A 21,087-nucleotide genomic window follows, 5' to 3' on the forward strand; every position below is an offset into this window, starting at 1 on the left:
CTTTTCTTCATCAAGGCTCTTCTTCCTTGACCCATATCCTTCCTAAGGCAATCTAACCGCTACAGCAGCGGCCATTTCTCTGGTTACAGCTGTGGCAGGAGCGAATTCGCCGCCGGTACCGCTCATAATTCCAAGTCCGGTTACAGTACGTACCGCCGTTAATGCGTAGGCGCTGATCTGGTCTTCATCGGTGAATTTTCCGGTTCCGGCTGCTGCCGAAGCCTCGTCCAGCTTCAAGGCTCTCACGATCATTACAGCCATATCCTGGCGGGTAACGGGGCCGTCCGGTTTGAAGGCTGTGCCTGCTACTCCGCTGACAATTCCCAGTTCCTTCGCTTTGTTCACTGCTCCATAATACCACGCATCCGCCTTAACATCACTGAAACTCTGGGCTGACGATGCCGCAGACGGCTCGTTGCCGGTCAATCTCAGCAGCAGTGCCGCAAATTCAGCGCGGGTAATATTCTGCTTCGGTGCGAACACGAGGCTGCTCTCACTGACACCGCCCATCAGCTTGCGGTCATAGACCGTGTACACTGACTCCAGCGCCCAAGGCGAGATTGTCTTCACATCGGTAAAAGCAGCACGGTCAGCCGCAGCAGAAGCCACGGTCAGCGGCTGCGAATAGCGGACTACCGCAGGTGTGCTGTCTTTGAGATATCCGGTAACGGTAATCGTATATTTATTCGCTGGCAGGCCGCCGGCAACAACAGCTGAACCCGCAGCATCCGTAACAGCAGTTTTACCGCCGATGGATACCTGAACCCCTGCGGCTGGCGAGGATACCGGGTCGGAAGTGAAGGTCGCTTCATTCCATACCCACTGCTTTTGAGTTACTTTTACAGTAATATCTTGTCCAGGCTGCGGCTGTGCAGGGGAGACCGCCACGGACTCTACCACCTGTGTGTTATCCCCGCCATAATAGACAAGCACGCGGTCATTCTCCGCAAGAAGGAAATCACCCATGCCTACACTTGGATAGATCCACGCTCCACCGCGGGCTACAACATACATCCACCCGTCATAGCCGCCAAAAGCACCCGCAGTTACGCCGCCGATTCCCGTCACGTAATTGCCAGCTTCATTGACCAGGGCCACCTTCTTCGCCGCCGCTGCCTTCTCCAGTGCTTGAAGTACATTTCCCGCATATACAGTGCCTTCTGCCAGGGTTCCGTTAGGGCTCTCAATGGCAACGGACACACTAACCTGAGGACTCTTCACAGGTGAATTGCTAAGATCATAGAGCTTGCTGCCTGTGCTGAAAAGCTTGTAAGCTACCAATGCTTCCAGTGCCTGCTCTGTCGAGAGCTGATTGTAGCTTCCCCCCGCTGTATGAGCGAACCCGCCATCTGCTGCACTATAGCTAAGAAGCTTACTGACAAGGTTTACATTGCCTACGGTATACTCCGCCCCTGCCGGGTCAATGCCAAAGGAGGACAGACCAATAATGGCTTGAGCGACACTCTCGCTGCTGTCACCATAGCCGCCGTTCTTGTCCTGTGCAGTCGCCAGCCAGGCTGCCGCCCGCTGTCCTGCGGTATTGACTGCCGGATCATCCTTATGTCCTGCCAGCACAGTAAGCACCATCGCCGTCATGTCCGGATCACTAGCCCCCGTAGTCAGAGTGAAGCCTCCGTCAGTGTTCTGCTTGGACAGGATCTCAGCCAGCAATTTAGCTGGGGTCCATTTCGCATTGTCAGGCATAGTATAAGTTCCGGAATCAAGCGCCAGCAGTACATAGGCTGCGTTGTTCAGCGTCTGGCCGGTAATTTTATCGTTATTGTAGAGCTTCTCAATCAGATTGTAGCCGGCAACATCCGCCGGATTCCCGCCAAGCGCCCTAACCGTAAGCGTAATCCGCGCATAGTCCGTAGCTCTGGCGTAGACACCCTTGGCTGCGGCTACTTTACTCTCAAGCGCCTTTAAATAACTATCCGGAACCTTATAGCCCGCCTGCGCTAGGCCGATGGCCTGCCAGTCGGACTGGACTCCGGCCTTCAGCACAAACTCCGAAGTGGCATAGACTGCCTCAGCTACGCTAACTGCTGTGCCTGAAGGTAGAGATGCCGCGTTATTCCCAGTGCTCGCAGCCGTCTCTGCAAAAGCCTGTCCCGCCGGAGCTACAGCCGCTCCCAGAACCGCGAACATCATGACAACGATCAGACCCAGCCGGATAAACTTGGATGATAAATTGTTCTTCATTGCTTGACCTCTTTCTGTGAATAGAATGGTATAGATGAATCCTGCGTCCTCCGCTGATGCGGGTGCAACATAAAGACCGCCCTGTACAGGGCGGCCGGGGAAGGATACAATACATGCAGCTGATATGAAGTTTCCCTCACACAGCCACTGCTTATATTTGCACCTGTTCCGCATTCTTACCCCCGAAGAATAGAAACAACAACGAAAAAGGCAGGTCTCCTGGCTTAAGCTTCATTGCTTCCCCCGCCTTCCCATCCTATTATCAGACAGTGACTTCTCAGGAGTCGCTCCGCATTTACAGTGGCGGGACCGCACCGGACTTGCACCGGACTTCCCTTTTAAGCAGATTACAATCGTAGAACCGGCATGGGTATCTGTTGCATGACTACGCCTGTTTCTACGGAAATCCGCACCTTTTTCCAAAGCTTATTAAATTTGAATATTCACAAACAATCATATCTACTATTCCCCTGTATGTCTATAGACAAGCTGTTTCAATTATAGGCACAACCGGCCCCTTCCGCACAAAAAGTCCTGAACAACACTCGCCGCATTCTCCCGGCATATCATGCTGTTCAGGACTTAAATAGTGATGCTTCCGCTTCCGGCAAGAGCCGGCAGCTGGTTGATTGTATTATGTACAACAGAATGGGAATAAAAGGCGGCCATAATGCATTCTGCTGTATTTAGTACAATTGATTTTGGAATATACCCCTTATAAGCTCTAAAATCCGGATTCTAATGTACCAAATACAATAGAACGCATAATAGGGCTGATTATTCCTGATTTGAGTGTACAAAGTACAATGACCTCTCTGCCAGCTTACGCGGAAGCACCGTTGATGAAATGCCGGACTTCTCTTACATCCGGCTTCGCCCAATTCAGGCTCTCACCCAATCATTCCGCATCCGTGTCCGGGCTGGCGGAAGGAGTGGGGCCGGGGCCGGGTGTAGTCTCCGGAGTAGTGCTCGGGGTACTTCCCAGAATGCTCCCCGGACTAGCCTGTAGCTTCAGCGTATAGATTCCCGCAGTGATCACATCACCCGCGGCCAGCTTTGCGCCCGGCTCCAGCTCCACCGTCACTTCATATACGCGCGCAGGTGTTCCTGCGCCCGATGCGCCCGCCGCCGGGGAGGCTTCGGCTTCATCAGAGCCGCCGCTATTTCCAGCGGCTGCATTTCCGGTCGCCCCGCCGTCAGTCCCGACGGCTCCCTCATCAGAGCCGCCGTCATTTCCGGCGCCCGATGCACCCGCCGCCGGGGAGGCTTCGGCTTTATCAAAGCCGCCGCTATTTCCAGCGGCTGCATCCCCATTCGCACCGCCGTCAACTCCGGCGGCCAGGCAACTGCTCGCAGTTGCTGCAACCTTGTAAGTGTCCGCAACGTTATTACCGGACATCACGATGATCTCCGCCGGGTTAAAGGCGGAGCATTCCGCCACAGAGGCAAAGCTGAACACCAGCTTGACGCCTGCCTCCCCGCTGCTTTCAGCCCCGCCAGCATTCCCGCTGCCTGCCTCCCCGCCGCCTTCAGCCCCGCCAGCATTCCCGGTACCTTCTGTTCCACCATTTCCGGTTCCTGTGCTTGTCCCGGCACCTGCCACTCCGCCAACCAGCCGTACAGAGACCGGGCCTTGCTCTTGCCCATCCGCATTGTGGATATCACCCCGAATCGGGCTCACAGTCGGCTGCGGTGCAGCGGTATCCGCATCCGGCCGCAGCCAGCTGATAGCGATGATGGCTATGATCAGTACGATCCCAAGCACGCTGCCGGAGATCAGGATCTGAAATCGGCTGCGGCTGACCCACCGCGCCAGCGGCGAAGCCAGCTGGGAGCGGGCTTCATTATAGACATTCTGCATGGCGGGCGTTGCAGCCGAGCTATAGCTTTTGCGGAAATCACGGTTCTTGAACGCCTCGCGGTCGTTCTTCAGGAAATACTTCAGCACCGCCCGCCGGTAATTCGGCCACAGCTTCTTGCTCGAGATGGTGAACAGCCGGTTATGCTGCGACCAGGCCAGGAAACGGTAAACCGTTTCCTTATCATTGCCCGCTTTGCGTGCCACCAGCTCCAGCAGCGCATCGTAATCAAGCGGACCGCCCTCACGTTCACTGCTGTGGTAGAAGGCCAGCGGCAGCCGTTCGAACGGCTCGATGCTCCGCGACTCCTTCAGCCAGCGTCCTCCGAGCAGCTGTACATCATCCAGCTCCCGGGGAGACAGACCGGCGAAAATCTCCTCGTCCGGCTTCTCCTCCCCGAACCAGCGGTACGCAGCGCGCAGCGCATTCGCTTTACGCTTAGCGATTGCATCCAGAGGCGGCTGCCAATCCGCCGTATCCCGGTAGCGCAGGAAGGAAATCTCCAGCAGCTGCTCCATCGTCAGCTCGTCCAGCGAGATCCGGTTCAGCAGGAAGCGGTCGGCAACGGTTCCCAGCTCCTGCAGCAGTGACAGCGCTTCAGGATGTACACCGCCGCCTCTGCGGCGTTCTTTCTCGGCCTTCTGCACCGACTCATGAACCGATGCCACCGCCGCCACCGGATCATTGTCCCGCTGCAGCTTCTCCAGCAGATATTCCTTGACGGTATCGCGCACGAAAGCCTGCTGAAGCGCCTCCGGCAGGAAACGGCCCCAATGCGCCACGAACCGCAGAATATCCGCCGATTTCGGCGCGTCAGCCAGCCGGGATTCCATATAAGGCTCCAGCAGCGCTTTGCGGAAGATAGGCTGGGCCAGCACTCTTTTGAAGAAGGCCGCACTAAGCTCATCGTTGCCCTCAATAATACCGTAAGCGGCAGCAAGCGCATCCTCACGTCCCGCCGACTGGCAGTTCAGCATTCCGTTGATGAAGTAATCCACAATTTTGACCCGGTAATTATGGCCCGGCAGCGCAAAATACTCCTTGAACCACTCCAGAATCTCCGGCGCCGGTATCCCTTTTTTGCGGATCAGATCATACTCACGGTCGAACCGCTCCAGGAACATATCATTCAGCCGCACCCGGGATTCCAGCGCCCCCTCCGGCTTCAGATAGGACAGCAGACCGCCGAGCACAGCGTTCTTGTTCCCAGTATATAAATCTTCATTGCCCTGCTCAATCTCATAAAAGACAGCCAGCTCATTGTAGAGTGCCAGCGACAGCTTGCGGTCCACGCTCTCCCCAAGCAGCAGGGAGTCGGCGAATCTGGCGAAATCTCTGAGACTCCCGCCCTTTTGCCCCAGCGTCTTCCAGGCCAGGTCTGCATACGTCTGCCGGGACTCCCCGAAATCGGCATTCAGAATCCGCGCGCCTGCCAGATCAAAAATATAATCCTTCTCAATACTCCGGTCCCCCGGGCGCAGCGAGCCCTTCTCCACAAAGGTCAGGTGAATATATTTGCGGCTCTGCGGCTCTTTGGCATAAGTGATCACTCCCAGCCTGCGGCGGAAGTCATGCGGCATTGAAGCATAGAGGACCTCCGTCAGCTCCACCGCACGCTGCGACAACTCACTGATCGGTACATCCAGCGCTACATAGATCTTCTTCTTGCCGGCTACGGACAGCATGACCGCCTGAAGCAGGGCTTTGAACAGCTCTTCGGTGAATCCGAGGCTGCGAAGTACGGTCAGCGGGTCTGCAGACTCTTCACGGACCCCGACTGGAATAGACTCCAGTTCAGGCAGTGTTCCGCCCGGCTCTCCCTCATAACTCCGGGCGAAGCCGGCATGCAGCCATTCCCCATACCCCTCAACAATCTCCTCCGAGCGGATAGGCGGCACCACGAAATTATGGGCAAAAAAAGCGCTCCGCTGCCCCGTGAAATCCGCCGCCAGATAGCGGCTCAGGCCAATCACTGTCTCATTGCTCTCCGTATGGAACAGATGCAGCGCGTCAGGATACAGCTCCTCATCCTTCTCACCGCGTGCCGCGAGCTCGGCCGGAGCATCGTAGAGGCAGAAGGGATGCAGGATTTTTTTGACAAAATTATTGTCGAGACTCTCCGATTTCGCTACCGTATCGAATCCCTCTGTCGCCCGGTAAACGCCGCGGCGCTCGCGGGTATACATCTGCTGGGTGATCATGGACCCTGAAAATCTGTTCACGGCCCGTCGCTCCCCTCAATATAATTCAGCTTGTGCAGCAGCCAGATAAACGGCTCGTCCACACGGATCGGACTGACGACACCCTCCACCTTCTGATTGACCGGATTGCTGCCCAGCGCAGATACCGCGAAGTAACCGGTGTTGGCAAAGTACACATCCATCGTATCCTTGAACGGACGGTCGACCTTCTCGATAAAGCGGCGGATTTCACCGTCGATGTTGTGGAACTCGTCCAGATTCAGCGTGTTGCGGTGCACATAGTTGTTGAACACGTTGCTGTTGGACTTGATGTAATCGCCATCCTCATCCTTGAGTGAGTGCAGCATGTCGCTTTTGGCCAGTACAATGGCCGTTGGAATATTGGTTTTGCTCTTCTCCTGATAAGCGATGAAGTCGCCGAACATGGTCAGCACAACATCACGCGGCTCATCGTACTGCGACACCCACTCGCCCGGACGGTCGCCGAAGTTGATGCGGATTTTCTCGCGGATGGAGCGGATCTGCAGCGGATCGACCATGAACAGAATGCCTGCGGAGTTCTTGATATGCTGGCCGTGCAGGCCCAGATAGTCCTGATCGACCATCCCTTCACCGGCAACATCGAAGAACACCAGCGTCAGCGGGGGCTTGGATTCATCCTTGAACACGAACTGGAAAATGAACGGCTCCTGCATCTTCTCCTTCTGGGTAGAAGCGAGCAGATCTCCCCGCTCGAACAGCGGCTCTTCGTACAGGGTGCGGAATTTGCGGCTGATCTCGGCATTCAGCGGCATACAAGCCGCGTCAAAATGTCCCGCTGTCGTATGCTGCAGCGTATGAATCAGCGAGGTCATATACACCGACTTCCCTACCTGGGAAGCGCCGATAATCGAGATAATATTGCTCGGCACCTTGCCCGCCGTTACAGGCAGCTCATTATGGCAGGACGGACATAGCCGTCTGCGGGTCAGCACGCCATAGCGGTCGGTGATTCCGGTCAGCACATGGTCCGTATAATGATGATACTCCTCCGGAATATCCGCCGGGTTCAGTATCGCTTCCAGATCGTCTACCGTATCGAGGCCGAAGCGCTCACGGTACTTATTCAGCAGATCATCTTCGCCCAGCGCATAATTCTCGTCATCCTCACGGCTGTGCATGGCCCGGAACACCACTTCCTCCGGCTCAAAGCGGGAGAAGCAGTACGGGCAGACGATATCATAATACAGCGGCCTTGCCGGGGCCTGATTCTTCTTCATGAAGCGGCTAAAAAAAGACATTTCTCTTCCTCCTCAACGTTTTGTCCGGCAGCTCAGGTAAATGGGCGGCTGACAAAACTGGCTTCGAAAGCATACGCCTAAAGTTTTGCCGCAACAGCTGCTCAACGAACGAGCTGCTCGCAAAACGGGTATCGCACAAATTTGCTTCTATATCTGAGCGCAGACGGTCCGCTCGCTTAATTTCTCCGGCCTTACACACTGCACTTCCCCGGCATTCCGTTTGTACGCGGTTCTTGGAGCGCATATAACTGCACTTTGTACAGCTATATTACCGTTTCCGCCCGCTTGCGTCCGAATAGCTGCAGTTCGTGCAACTATACCGGAGCAGAGAGCATGATTAGAGGCTTTTCCCGGGATATAGATGTACAAAATACAATTAAACATCCCGTACAGCAGAAATCTGCCACTTTAGCTGTATGAAATACAGTTATTCCATATCTGGACGTATCCGGCTGAGCTCCGCGCTCCAACTAATATTCCTTACACCCTGCCGGCCGGTCACTCCGGCACCAGCTCGTAATATAAACCGTACTTGCGGCCGTCCGTGAAAAAGATCCGGATGAAGTCGTCTTTGCCGACCTCAATCGGCGGAAGCTGATTTCGTCCGGGGGCGAAATCCTGCACGAACGGGAAAAGCGCCCCGTCCTCCCTGGAGGCGGGATGGCCATCCCGCTTCTTCACGTAGCATAGTACTTCCTTCGGTACAGGCACCTCAGCGGTAATTGTCATATGCACGGTTTTCAGCTTACTAAACAGGCCCTTTTTGTGCTGGACGGAATAATAGATTCTCGCTTTGCCCGCGCTTACCAGTGTCTTGTTGGCACCGTCCCGCTGACGCACCAGCAGCGTCTCCCCGTTCCCGGCCAGCCGGGCATAGATGGTATACGCCACCAGCCCGATCTCATCCAGCCGGTCACGGTAACCGTTATTCGCTTTGTACTCTTCACGTGTGTAGAGCTTCATGCCGGAAGGCGGATGTTCCTCATCCTCCGGTGCCTCCGCAGAGGCTTTATGAATACATACCGCCTGCACGCCATCCGGCCAGCGCCACCGCAGCGTGCAGAACCGGTCTTCCACTCTGGATACCACTTCGGCTATAACCGGTGCACCAGAATCAACCTCGGCGTACTTCATGGCAACATGCTCCTTTCATTAGGTAACCATCGGACTCAGAATCCCTTACTGCCGCGGTTCCGGCGCGGCGGAGGGAATCCGTCCGCAGGTGCGGCCGCAGCTCCGGCGGCTCTCCCCTTGCGGGACAGGCGCCCTTCCCCTACAGGTACTACATAAGTAAACAATGTAAGAATAGCAACGAGCACCAGCAGTGCCAGCAGGCGGATCATTGGATCTGTAACCGTATCCCCGTTGAGACCGAATTCGAGAATCAGTCCGGCAGCGAGCCCGGATAATGCGCCTCCGAAGCTGAAGCTGCGGGCCAGATGGCGGTTATCGAATATAATGCCAAGCCCGAGGCCCAGTGCGGTACCAATCAGGATCAACGCAAGAATCCGCACTACAGCATAATAAGGACTGTCTGCTGCCCTATCACTGCGCTCGGTGAGCAGGGTCCGGTCGCCCAGACGGTCATAGATCTGCTGGAATACCTCGCCAAGCCGATTCGCATCTGTAACATCATAATACTGGCCGCCAGTCACGCTGGCGATATCCTGCAGAAGATTGGAGCCGGACGGATCATCCAGGGCAAGCCCGATGGTATTGACCGCAATGCCGCGGTCTACAAATGCGGTCAGCTCCGTTGACGTATCAAACTGGCTGAAGCCGTCAGATAACAGAATGACCATCGCTCCGCGGTCCGCCCCGTCTTCATTGATGACATTCATCGCTTCTGTAAGAGCCCCGCTGATATTCGTTCCGCCCTCGGTAGTCACCAGGCTGCTGATTACATCCGACACCTTCTGGCGGTTCTCCGCCTTCGAGAGCGGGATCAGCGGCTGGACTACGGAAGCCTCATGGCTGAACGTGACCACGGCCACCTTGTTGTCTTCATCCAGCTGCTGCACCAGTGCTCTGGCTGCTTCGTAGCGGCTGTTATTGGGGTCGCTTTCCAGCATGCTGCCGGAATCATCAATGACCATGATGACATTCTTGACCGGCTTGATGCCGCCAAAGTTCAGTTCATACACGAACTCGGTCAGCGTACCTATGCCAAACAGCAGCACCACTGCCAGCGGAAGCATTTTCCATGACGTGCCGAGATAACGTAGCTTCCAGGACTGGCCATTCAGCTTGGGCGAGATCGTCTCGGCAACCACGCTGCCTATCGAGACACAGAGCGCGACAAGGGCAAAATAGATCCCAACCAGTACAATCGACGGCAGGTCATACGGCCTGCGGTCCAGTAGCAGCTCTCCAAGCACAAAAGCCACACCGCCGCCCAGCAGACTGAAGAGGAGCAGGAGGAGATTGATTTTACGCTGCATTAATATTCATCCTTTCCGGAAAAAACTTAATAATAATGCGCTTGAAGCCGGCGCTGTAGTGCTGGAGTTTCAACTGCAGGGTGAATAGGCTACTAATTCTATTCTGATGCATTCTGTACAACAGATTCCCGGAAAAAGGATCTGAAATTTCATTCTATTGCACTTCCTGCAGCAGAATGAGAGAACATTGTCCTCATCTCATCTCCGGCAATTGCTCCTCAGCAAGACCGTGCAGCTCATAGCCGTTGCCCGCATAGGTCTCATAATATACCTTGCCGTTGCGGTAATAGAGCAGATCCTCCAGGTGGAAGCCGCCCATCAGATTCAGCTTCTCCACTCCGCTCCTGCGCTGCTCATGCACGAAGCCCAAGCGGTAGATGCGGGTGGTCTCGTCGGCACCGAAGGCATAGCGCAGGAATTCGGAGGCACTGTCGCCGAAAAAGTATTTCTCCTCATGCCGGTGCTCCTGCGTATATTCAAACAGGCGGACATTCATTGCCGCCTCCTCTTCGAGACTGCGGTAGAGCTGCTTGAACAGCTCCTCCTTGGAGACAATGTCCCGGTTCTCATAGGCCGCCGCGACATTGGCACGCCGCAGCAGCTCTTCCTCGAACGGAAGCGTGAACGGCCCCGCCGTCAGCAGCTCCCGGTGGCAAATCTCAATCAGCCGCTCAGCTACAGCATCGCGGCCGCGCCGCAGCAGCTCTGAGAGGCTGCCCATAAACCGCTCACTGAAGAAGATATCTCCGCCGCGCCGGGTCTCGATATCCTTCATGACCTCTTCCGTCACGCTGCGGTAATATTCCATGATGTTCTGGTCCACGGTGTCCTTGCTGCGGCCGATGCTGGCAAGGGCCAGGCTATGCAGCTCCTCCTCCAGCGCTTCCATCGCCAGGACCTTGGCTCTGCTGTCCGCATGCAGCTGCTCAAGCGCCGCATCATAGCGGAGGCAGAGGGCAAGCTCGCTTTCGAGCCGGAGAATCTCATATTTCTTACCATATACGGTATCAAATAAATAATGAATGAAATTACGCACAGTCCGTTTATCCAGCAGCGGCACCCGCTGGAACGGCTGGCGTTCTACACTCTCCGCATAGAGCCGTTCCAGCTCCTCCTGCGCAGAGAGCAGTGCCGAACGCAGTCCGCCCATATGCTGGCGCAGGGCATGAAGCACACTCCCTCCGCCCTCTGCCAGCTCAGCGGTCCATTCTGCGAGCTGATAGAAGGTCACCGGCGGAGTTGCCTGCTCCTCGGCGGCCAGAACGCCGGCCCACTCCCGGGCAGGGTCGATGGCCGCAGTCCTTCTTGCGGACACTTCCGCAAAGTTGCTGCGGAAATAGGCCTGCCCGCCTTCGCCGAAGAGCAGCTCCTCGGCTTCGCGCAGCGACAGCGCTCTGAGCTCCGAGTAGGACGGGCGTCCATGGCTCATCAGCCCGGTCATCTCCGCAAGGCCGGTGTCATCCGGCAGCAGTTCCGCCGCGCGGGCACGCAGGGAATCCGCTCCGAGGCCCAGCAGCGCCTGCCGTTCCTTAAGGCTCCGGCTGTTGCCGGCACGCAGCTTCTCAGCCAGGTAATGCAGGGCATGGTAGAGCACCGCCAGTGCAATCTGCCGGTTCGGCCTGCGTACCGCCGAGAAACCGGCCGAAGCATAGCCTTGTCTGCCCGTGCTGCCCCGGATGCCGCTTTTGAAGGTCATATTATTGTAGCCGCCATGCCCGGAAGCATGATCAGCCGCAGGCCGGACACGGTTCTTCAGCAGGCTGATATGGGCAATAATCTCATAATTGTCGTCCATCCCGTGAACGGACATCAGTCCGCGCTCGTTCTTGTCGGAGAGCAGATAGACCAGATCGAACAACGCGGAAGGACCATGGCCCACGGGGATAGACAGCCCTTCCTCCGTAACCAGAAGCGGAGCACTTAAGGCGTAGTCTGCCGCCTGCATCCCGTCCAGCTCACGCAGAAAAGCCAGCCCTACCGAGCTGGAATAGCCAAAGTTATCCCCTTGCTCCCGCTCGTTGATCAGCGCATACAGATCGGTCTGCACCGACTTGAATGACTGGCTGAGGATGGCGCGGGCCAGCAGTGCAACCTCCGGCAGCAGCACATTAAGCGGATCATCGACCCGCGTAACGATGGACAGATGGATGACATCGAACGAAGAATACAGCCGTCCGTAGTCTGCTATGCTGTTGCTTAACTGGCGCAGCGTCCGGTTCATCCCGGCCAGGTACTGGCTGTCCTCATGAAATTCACGGTACAGCTCCCGCCGGACCGTCCGGGGATCACGGCCCGCCGTGTTCGGCAGGGCCATGTGCAACACGCGTTCATGAACGCTGCTGTTACCGCTGCCGATCCATCCCTTGATTCCATCCTTCTCCTGCGTACTGCCGCTGCCGCTGGGAGAACCCGCGTGCAGCGCCATGACACCGCCTGCATTGTCCCATTTGCGCTCGCAGCGCTCCAGCACCGGACCGATGGCCGGGGTCACCTTGTCGCCGAGGAACAGAAACAGAGCAGGGTAATGGATGCTGCTGCGCCCATCCCCCTTGTTATGCTGCGCTTCCTCCTGCGCAGCGTACTGCTCTGAATATTGTAAGGCCTGATCTCTGATCATAGGCTTACTTCAGCTTTCTGCGGATGCTGCCGAGCTTGCCGGTCAGGCTCTTGTAGAAGCCGTACATTTCATCGCCGTTCGCATGCTCTACCCGCTCATATTCCAGGCTGTCGCGCGCCTCCAGGAACGATACATACATCCCTTCCAGCTTATACAGCAGCGGAGTCACATCTTCCGCCGCCGTCATCTCTCCGGCCCGGCGTGCCGCCTTGCGCAGCAGGAGACTGCGGCTTTTCTCATCCAGCGCACGGAAATGGCGGTAGACGGCATACTCCACATAGCTGCGTTCCTTCATCAGGTTCGCGAACGGCTCCCAGGCATCTTCGTCCTCGTCACGGTCATAGACATAGAGCGCACCTTTTTTGGTGATGGTATCGGTGTACAGCGCCTCGATGAACTGGTCGATCCACTTGTCTTCATCCAGATGCTGGTGGACCAGCACTTCGAGTTCCGCTGCCTTGGCCGACAATACGTCGTATTTCGCCAGCTCTTCACGGACACGGGCAATCAGCTGCGGTGAGCGGATCAGGTTCTCCTGGGCCAGTTCACGGTTGATGCTGCCGAAGATGTCCTTAATTCCTTCACGTTCCAGGCCGCCCGAGCGCAGCGCTTTGAGCTCTTCAGCGGCTTTTCTCACTTCGCCCAGATTCGGACGCGAGGAGCCAAGCTGCAGATCATAGCCGCTTAGCATTTTATCCAGATCAAACGGCTTCGTGAAGATGACCGAGAAGCGGCTGCTCGTATTCTCGTCGATGCCTTTCTCGATAATTACACCAGCCTCCAGGGCACGCAAGAAATCCGCACGCACTCTGGCATTATAATCACGGACCCGTGCATTCACGTAGGTATCGCCCCATGACTTCTCCGGAATCGGGGAAGGCAGGTAGGTCCAGTTATCCTTGTCGGTCATCACCAGATGGCGGCCAATGCCTTCCTTGTCCAGGATGGTCCGTTCATAGTTCTCCTCGAACACCCGCAGCGGTGTATATACAAACAGCGGTACTCCGTTACGTGTATTGAGCCAGAAAATCCGGTTCTTAACCTGGCTTTCCTTGATCGTGAACTGCGATTTGCCGAGCGCATTGTTCTGATAATTGCGGATTCCCTTCAGAATACCCGGCGCCTTCACCGGCACGGATACGAAGCCCCAAGACGGGAAGTGCAGACTGCCGGAACTGTTGCTGAGGTGGAAAATCGGCACCGCATCTTCATCCAGACGTCCGGCGATAATCCGCTCAACGAACTTATCCAGCGGCTCCTCGCGCCCGTATTTCATCACCAGGAAATCTTCCATTGAACGGGTAATGAGATCACCGAACTTGTCGCTGAGGAATTCAGAGATCGAACGGACGATATCAATCTCCTGCTCTTTGACCCAGCGTCCGGAATGCTTCAGCATTTCGCGTGTGAAATCACGGATCAGATCGTCGCCGTCCTTCTGGTCCATCACCTTGGAGATGGTTGCCGAAATATCCGGCACATTGACGATATTCCAATAGTAGGTTTTGTTGCCCTTATGATCAGCCTGCTCTTCGCCATTGATCAGAATGTCGCCATTCTTCTCGAAGATTGAGCTGAGCGCCGTCAGAATTTCTGTGAATACGCCGTAGATCCGGCTGTTCTCTTCATTCAGAAGCTCGTACAGATCCTCGTAGAACTGGATCATCTGCTCTGTGCGCTCCACATCGGCATGCAGCCAGTATTCATTGATCTTGGCTTCGATATAGGCGTTCTTCTTCTTCTCCTTGGAGACAAAAGCGCTGCGCGCATCGCCCAGCTTCTCCTCTGCACTGTCCTGCGCCGTCTCGATATCACGCGGCAGACGGAGCAGGCTCTCCCGCAGCGCTTCAATATACGACTGGATCAGCTTCAGGATACAGAAGCCCTTCTCCGTGTAGAGCAGCCGGGATACATAGAACGGCCCCTGCTCCGGATGCAGGAAGATCCGCTCCAGCTCCTCGCCGAAACGTCCGGTGATTTCGCCCGGCAGCTGCTTCTTCGCTTTGATGTATTCTTCCCGCGCACGGGCGAGGAAGTTCTGTTCCAGCTCCGTATCCATGCTGACCACCTGGTTCTTGACCACATTGGCATGGCTGAGGCGCTCACTGTTCTGATAGCCGGGCAGCGGCTCAGGCACACGGGACTCGAAGGTCTTGATCATTGTATCGAGATCAATGCCGAGCTTGCGTGCCATCTTCTCCACATCCTCCTGCCCCGGGGCGTGATGGAACATCTTGTCCATCTTGTCGAAGAGGCGGAAGGCCAGATATGTGGTCATTTCCTCAATCGGCAGCACCGCCGAGGAAGCGCCGATAATGTTGTATTCATAATTCGCAGGATACGTCTTGTTCATCTGTGCAATGTTGGTGCGGATGTTGCTGATATAGTCATGGATGGCGAATTCCTCGCCGGAGGCTTTTTCCTCGCTGGCCATGAAGTTGGTGATATTCTCAGCCGTTACATTCATGCAGTAATCATAGGCATTCTCCAGCAGCTTGCCTTCCGTATTCGTCGCCGAGATGAGATGACACAGATTGAACGGCGGCAGCGGCGAATTAACGCTCAGAATATTGCCGTACTGCTGGCGGAACCGTTCTCCCCGGCTGTCCACATTCATCCAGTAATCCAGCTCTTTGAGCGCAGCATAACCGTTCTTGCGGATATACTCGCGGGTGTGCTCGCTGAGGCTCTTGTTCGCCAGATTCACATCCGGGGTGAACAGGTAACCCAGCGTATTCACGCGGTCGATTCCGGCAGCGCCATAGTCACGTTCAATAATCCCCCGGACAATGTAGGCAATATCCAGAAAGGCACCGCTGCCTGTTCCGCCGGACAAGCCGGTTAGCAGGAAAACCATCAGCTTCTTGCTGGTGCCGACCGACAGTGTCTTGATCTTCTTATCAATTGCAGCCACGACCTGATTAATCTTCGTGAACAGCAGCAGTCGTCCGGCCTGGCGCACCCCGGCGGCTCCGTTCATCCCGTCTGTGATACTCAGCTCCGGCGACAGCCAGTCTGTAATGTACGAATCAAGAATGCTGCGGTTCTGCAGCAGTCCGCCGATCTCGGCGTTGGCCAGCAGCACGAATTCATTCTGCGGGTCGAGGCCGATGCCTTTATATTTTTTGCCGCGGTCCTGTTCATTGGTCTCGAACGCCAGGAATTCCACATTGTCGGGCTTATCCCGTTTCTTCTTGGACAATGGATCCTCAGGCAGCTTGAAGCGGCGGTTAATCTGGTATTTCAAGCGCAGCAGGGCATCGATGCCCGTGCCGCCAAGTCCGATAATCAGAATCGGGTTGTCTATGGTGTCCACTCTTATTTTGTCGCTGACGATCCCTCCGCCAAGCGATACATCGAGCTGCTGAATATGTTCTCTTACTACCGGTTTCATAGGTTATCCTCCTAAAAGTTATGCGTAGCACTTCTTCCTGAACATGCTCGTTCAAAATTCACTTCGGAAGCTTACGCTTAGTCTGCTGTTATATCAAATATTCGAGTAATATCGTCTTGTCTACCGTCTGCAGGGAGACCGATACACGGTCACCGCTCTTCATCTCAAGGCCCCGCGAGGTATCGGCGGCACGCCCTGACCGCTCCACGGAGATTCCTTCTCCTCCGCGCAGCATCAGCCGGTCATTGTTCCCCGGAGTGAAGACCAGCTTCTCGCTCTCCTTCAGTTCAGGCGCCAGCTGCAGCAGCTGATGCAATGTGAATTTGCCGCGGAAGCCTGCAAGCTTCTTGTACTGCGGATAGGTCTTCTCTCCGGTATTGCCGTCCAGCACTTCCACAACCAGCTGTCCGACAAAACCGCGGTTTGATCTGCGGCGCAGCAGCCAGAATGCGGCGGCGGCAGCCAGCAGGAGTACAATCCCGCCTATAATATAGTAAAGAGTGTTCGGGGACTTCTGATCCGTAACCGGTTCTTCACCAGTGCCTGCCCCCGTGGCCGGAGGACTTGTAGCCACCGTTCCCGTCTTGGCGTTGATTGTCAGCACATCGCTCTCGCGGTAGAAGCTGCTCTCTTCGGCCCGCACCTTAAGTTCATAGGCATGATTGTCTTTTATTTCAAAAGCACCCTTGAACTCAGCACCTGAATTGTCGAGCGCAATCTCCTCCACAGTCCCCGTATCGACATCCGTAGCCAGCAGCACTGCCTTCATCTCCTGGTACAAGCTGCTCTCTGTAACCTCAGCACCGTTGCTGAACAGATGCGAGGAGATATCGACGGTGTCGCCTTTGCGGTAGGACTGGGAAGGCAGCGCATCGATCTTAAGCTCCAGATCATAGTTGAATACCAGATTGATATCAATTTTGTCCTTCGCCACACCCTTGACCTGGAGCTTCCAGTCTCCCTGCTCCGGCGAGAGCAGCTTGATCAGCGTGTAGGTAGAAGACTTGGACAGCAGCACAGCATCCGAGGGAATCGCTACTTCCTTCCCTGACGGATCACTCAGCTTCGCGGTTACAGGCTGCGAGGACATTATTGAAATATTCGCTTCCAGTACACTGCCGTTCGGCACATTGACCGTCACTTCCTGATAGTCGCCATTCGCCGTAATCGACGGCACCGGCACGACCTTCAGCTTCAGATGGCTGGCAAAAATCTCGCTGAGAATCTGCGGAAGATCATCCGCGGAATCCGTTGTGAATGCCTTGCCGCCTGTCTGATCGGACAGATTAGACAGAATATCCTTGTTCAGCTTACCATCCGCATTGAGCCCGATCGTATACACCGGGTACCCCTTCTGCTTCGCAGTTTCTACAGCGGCCTTCAGTTCCTGATCGGACTGGGCCTGCGTAGCGCCGCTGGCTTCATCTAAATCATTGTTGCCGTCGGCCAGCATCACGATCATCGGCTCATGGCCAGGATCACTGCCGTTCTCTAGCACCTTCACAGCTTCTTCCATTCCGACCGCTATATCCGTGTAGGGTCCACGGTTCAGCCCGTCGATGAAATCCTTCAAATCCTGTTTGTCCCCGGCAGAGGTGATGCCAAGCAGGGCCTTCTCGCGCTGCACCTTGTCGGTGTAGGCAACGATCCCCACCTTGTCTCCTTGCGTGGACAGCATATCTATGAACATCTTCATCGCTTCATTCGCGATCTTGTTCTTGTCGCTCTTGTTCATCGAGTTGCTGACATCAATCAGCAGTACAGCATCAATATGGGACGGCGCCGCAGAAGCAGCACTGGCCGCTGCGCCTCCGAAAGGCAGGACAGCGATGCATAGGATCAGCAGCAATACAGGAAAAATGCGCTGCAGTCTATTCTTGATCGTTCTGGGGTTACGGTGTGTACGAAGCATAAATAGGGCTCCTCTTGTGTTAAATTCGGCGGATCTGGCAAATCCGGCAGCATAGCTAAATTCTGTAAATAGTATGCCATTATGATATAATTAAACCTTGTAAACATCAACATAGTGACCGCTGGACCGGCACTCCCGTCTGGTAGAATCGCCATCTTGAAGCGGATGGATTATTCTAAGTATACGCCGTGTTCCTGAATATTTGATTAAAAGACCGTAACCAGAGAGAAAGGAAGAGTTCCATGATTACATACGTCATACTCGGAGTAACGTTCCTCTATGCCGTTATTCAGATCTCCTTATACGCTTCACGCCAGCGGAAGCCGCTTACCCGTGAGGACATAGACGAGCGGCTCCTTGCTGCACTGAACGGAGGCGACTCTACCCGTGAGTAAGAAGAAACCTGTTACCTTCCGGCCGTTCAAGGCTCCCCGCTATTCTTATGAGAAGCTCCGTATCTGCCGCCGCTGCGGGCGTTACACCGCCCTGGGCGAGGAACGCTGCACCCGCTGCGGCCGTGCCTCACTGACTCCCGTGGAGAAGCAGGCGGTATCCATTGCCGGGCGCAAGATGCATACCCGGCTGCTGCTCATCCTCCTGCTGACTCTGGCTTCGGTTTATTTCGGCCAAAGCCTGCAGCAGATGGCGCTAAGCGGTGCCGGCGGCATCGTGATAGCCGGACTGGTCTACTATACGCAGCGAAAAGTACGGCAGAACGAAAATCTGTATGCCCTTAATGAGCTGCTGGGCCGGAACATCCTCAGAATTAAGGAAGATCTGGAGCTTAACCGCCAGGAGGCAGTATCCGTCCTCCGCGAGAATGATGTCCTCGCTTATGAGAAGCTCCGCGAGATCTCCATTCTGCTGCGCGGAGACCGGATCTCCCGCCAGCGCGTAGCCCTGCTGCACGGCTTCCAGCTGCGCAAGGACATGGTTCTGGAGCTGGAACAGCTGCTGCTGAAGGACTTCGAGCCGCTGCTCGCTGAATATATCGGTGAAATCGCCAAGGTCCGGCCCGATTTGATTAAAGACCGCACCCTCCGCTATGTTAAGAACTACGAAGTGCAGATTCTCGAAATGGACAAAGGGCTGGCTATTCTGACTGTCGTTGCCGGGGCAGCGGTACGCCTGAAGCGTTATGCACTGCTCTATTCCGGGCTGATCGGAAGATATGTACAGGAGCTGCCCAAGGACCGCTTCCTGCGCTTATCCCGGCTGATTGCTGCGAACCCCTATGAGCCGTGGAACGGCCTGGATGCCAAGGTGGCGGAAATCCGCGAGCTCAAGTACCGGTGGGACCCTGAAGTATAAGGATGATAGCTGGCAGCACGCGCAATCCTTATATCCGAATAAAGGGGCTATACTATATGACGATCAAACAAGCATTAACCCTGCGGAATATTATGATCATTCTGTGTATCTTCATGCTGGTTCTGCTGGGACAGAAGGCTCTGGGGATAGAGGACAAGATTCAGACCGTGCGTGAGGCTGAGCGGCTGTATGCTGCAGGAGAGCTCATCGCTGCCGAGAACCAGTACCGGCTGGCAGCGGCAAATACGGCAATCTTATACAAGGAAGAACAGATTAACGCACGGCTTAAAGAGCTCACTCCCATAACGGCTATACGCAGTAGCCTAAGGGGACTGGTATTAACCCTGGAAGACCAGTTGACGGTCAAGGATTTCACCGGATATATGGAGAGTTATGCCTCCCTGCTCAGCCTGAAGAGCAAGTATATGGTTACGGGAGGACCTTATGAAGTCTATTATCGCCAGCTGTCCGCTGATTCAGGCATTTCGGAGAAGATGACGGCAGGGTTCCGGCAGTTCAAGGAGCAGTTTCTTGCCGGGCTCACGGAGAGCCAGAAGAACGCAGCGAATAACACGACCGGCGCCGGAAGCGCAGAGAGCGTCAAATGGAGCCTGCTGCAAATCCCCGAGGCCTATTACGGCGGGGCCGGGGCCAAGGAAGAATTGCTGGCCGCGAAATTCGAAGCTCATGACACCGCCAGGCTGAAGGCTCTGGCGGCAGCCGGAAGCTTCCAGCCTATGCTGGACAGCGCCTTATCTATGGAAGAGGCTTATCAAAGCCATAGTTATACAGCGGACTGGATTGAGGATCCGGTTCAGGAAAGTACCACACTTATCCTGAACAAGGACCTGGACGGCGATCGTACCGCCGCCTTCGCCGGACACGCTGTTGCCTACCGCAAGTATGCAGAGTCAGCTGGCCTGAAATCTTCCAAAGTGCTGAAGCTGATCGACAGCAGCACCACCAGGCTGCTCCGCGAGGCGGCGCGCCAGGTCCGGGGCGGACAATATGCCGAAGCCATCCGGCTCTACGGGAATCTTAATCCGCTGCAGGACACCTCCGAGGCGGTTGCCGCTGCGACACTCGCCTGGAATACCGCTGAACCTGTGCGGCTACTGCCCGGGGGAGATGTCCAGGGCAGCTATAAACTTACGGCCTCCGTCACCGGACGCTATGGCGCTAAGGTGGCTGTGGCCGGAGTGGGCGCCAGCGGCAGGCTGGTCTACGCCGATATGAGCGATGACGGAACCCTCTCCACCCGCACCGGCGATGTGGTTGCGGATGCGGCTGCGCTGATAGAGCTTACTTTTGACGAGTCATTGTCTGTCTATTCAGAAGTACCTGTAGTTACAGCTATAGGCAACCGAGAGGACGGGCGCCGTACGTTCACCGCCTACACCATTAGGCCCGAGGGGATCTCGCAGCTGTTCAGCTTTGCCGGCAGCGGCTATGAGCTGATTGCAGAAGACGGCTCCATCCGCGTATCGGATACAGATCTCGCCGACGGTCAAGACGGGCAGACAGCCATTTTCCGCCAGGTGAACGGCGCGTATGAGTTCTCGGAAATATACCGGGAGGTTACGTATACACCTATAGATGCTTCACAGCTGGAGCTTCATCCTTATGAGAAGGTGACTCTCTCGTGCAATATTTACATCGACTCTGCCGGGAGAACGGTCGCCAGCTCGAACGGGCGTTATCTGATCCTTCAAGGCGAAACCGGCGGGGTTACCGGATTAGCTGTCGCCAGCGGCCAGTTCGAGAACGGCTATGAGCATGCGCAGACGGATGCCGGCGAGCAGTATGTACCTGTCTTTAATGTAGATTCGATTGGTAGTTTAAGCATTCAGATGCCCTGATGCCGCTGATG

Annotated in this window: 11 protein-coding genes and 1 riboswitch; of the genes, 3 read left to right on the forward strand and 8 right to left on the reverse strand. The window is 55.7% G+C overall.

The features are described from left to right. Positions 1-42: 42 nt before the first annotated feature. The 8 genes from NSU14_RS26880 to NSU14_RS26915 form a co-directional block, all read right to left on the reverse strand. Entirely contained in the window at positions 43-2,202 is a 2,160-nt protein-coding gene (locus tag NSU14_RS26880; RefSeq protein ID WP_340947859.1) for an S-layer homology domain-containing protein, read from the reverse strand. A 192-nt stretch (positions 2,203-2,394) separates the two neighbouring features. Next, a riboswitch (cobalamin riboswitch) is annotated at positions 2,395-2,583 on the reverse strand. Between the two features lie 517 nt (positions 2,584-3,100). Further along, positions 3,101-6,283, reverse strand: a complete 3,183-nt coding sequence (locus tag NSU14_RS26885) for a GAP1-N2 domain-containing protein (protein WP_340947860.1) — start codon at positions 6,281-6,283, stop codon at positions 3,101-3,103. After that, positions 6,280-7,542, reverse strand: a complete 1,263-nt coding sequence (locus tag NSU14_RS26890) for a hypothetical protein (RefSeq protein ID WP_042133863.1) — start codon at positions 7,540-7,542, stop codon at positions 6,280-6,282. Before NSU14_RS26890 ends, NSU14_RS26885 begins: the two co-directional genes overlap by 4 nt. Before the next feature lie 498 nt (positions 7,543-8,040). Further along, on the reverse strand, positions 8,041-8,676 hold the full coding sequence (locus NSU14_RS26895; protein ID WP_042133861.1) for a hypothetical protein: 636 nt from the start codon (positions 8,674-8,676) through the stop codon (positions 8,041-8,043). A 35-nt stretch (positions 8,677-8,711) separates the two neighbouring features. Further along, positions 8,712-9,983 carry a vWA domain-containing protein gene (locus tag NSU14_RS26900; protein ID WP_340947863.1) on the reverse strand — a complete coding sequence of 424 codons (1,272 nt, stop codon included), beginning with the start codon at positions 9,981-9,983 and terminating at the stop codon, positions 8,712-8,714. A gap of 193 nt (positions 9,984-10,176) precedes the next feature. Beyond that, positions 10,177-12,600: a transcription initiation factor TFIID gene (locus NSU14_RS26905; RefSeq protein WP_083705691.1), complete on the reverse strand. Its 2,424-nt coding sequence runs from the start codon at positions 12,598-12,600 to the stop codon at positions 10,177-10,179. Positions 12,601-12,604: 4 nt separating this feature from the next. Further along, the gene (locus NSU14_RS26910) at positions 12,605-15,994 is read right to left on the reverse strand and encodes a tubulin-like doman-containing protein (RefSeq protein ID WP_076247339.1); all 3,390 of its coding nucleotides are present in this window, start codon (positions 15,992-15,994) and stop codon (positions 12,605-12,607) included. 88 nt (positions 15,995-16,082) lie between these two features. Further along, positions 16,083-17,906, reverse strand: a complete 1,824-nt coding sequence (locus tag NSU14_RS26915; protein ID WP_340947864.1) for a vWA domain-containing protein — start codon at positions 17,904-17,906, stop codon at positions 16,083-16,085. A gap of 242 nt (positions 17,907-18,148) precedes the next feature. Between NSU14_RS26915 and NSU14_RS26920 the strand changes: the two genes are divergently transcribed. From NSU14_RS26920 to NSU14_RS26930, 3 genes are read left to right on the forward strand one after another with little or no spacing between them, the layout of a single operon-like run. Further along, positions 18,149-18,301: a hypothetical protein gene (locus tag NSU14_RS26920; protein ID WP_156118531.1), complete on the forward strand. Its 153-nt coding sequence runs from the start codon at positions 18,149-18,151 to the stop codon at positions 18,299-18,301. After that, positions 18,294-19,217: a hypothetical protein gene (locus NSU14_RS26925; protein ID WP_039305825.1), complete on the forward strand. Its 924-nt coding sequence runs from the start codon at positions 18,294-18,296 to the stop codon at positions 19,215-19,217. The genes NSU14_RS26920 and NSU14_RS26925 overlap by 8 nt, the downstream gene beginning before the upstream one ends. Before the next feature lie 56 nt (positions 19,218-19,273). Further along, entirely contained in the window at positions 19,274-21,076 is a 1,803-nt protein-coding gene (locus NSU14_RS26930) for a hypothetical protein (RefSeq protein ID WP_340947865.1), read from the forward strand. Positions 21,077-21,087 lie beyond the last annotated feature (11 nt).

The organism is Paenibacillus sp. FSL R10-2771 (assembly GCF_038000205.1).
Lineage (GTDB): Bacteria > Bacillota > Bacilli > Paenibacillales > Paenibacillaceae > Paenibacillus_AQ > Paenibacillus_AQ phytohabitans.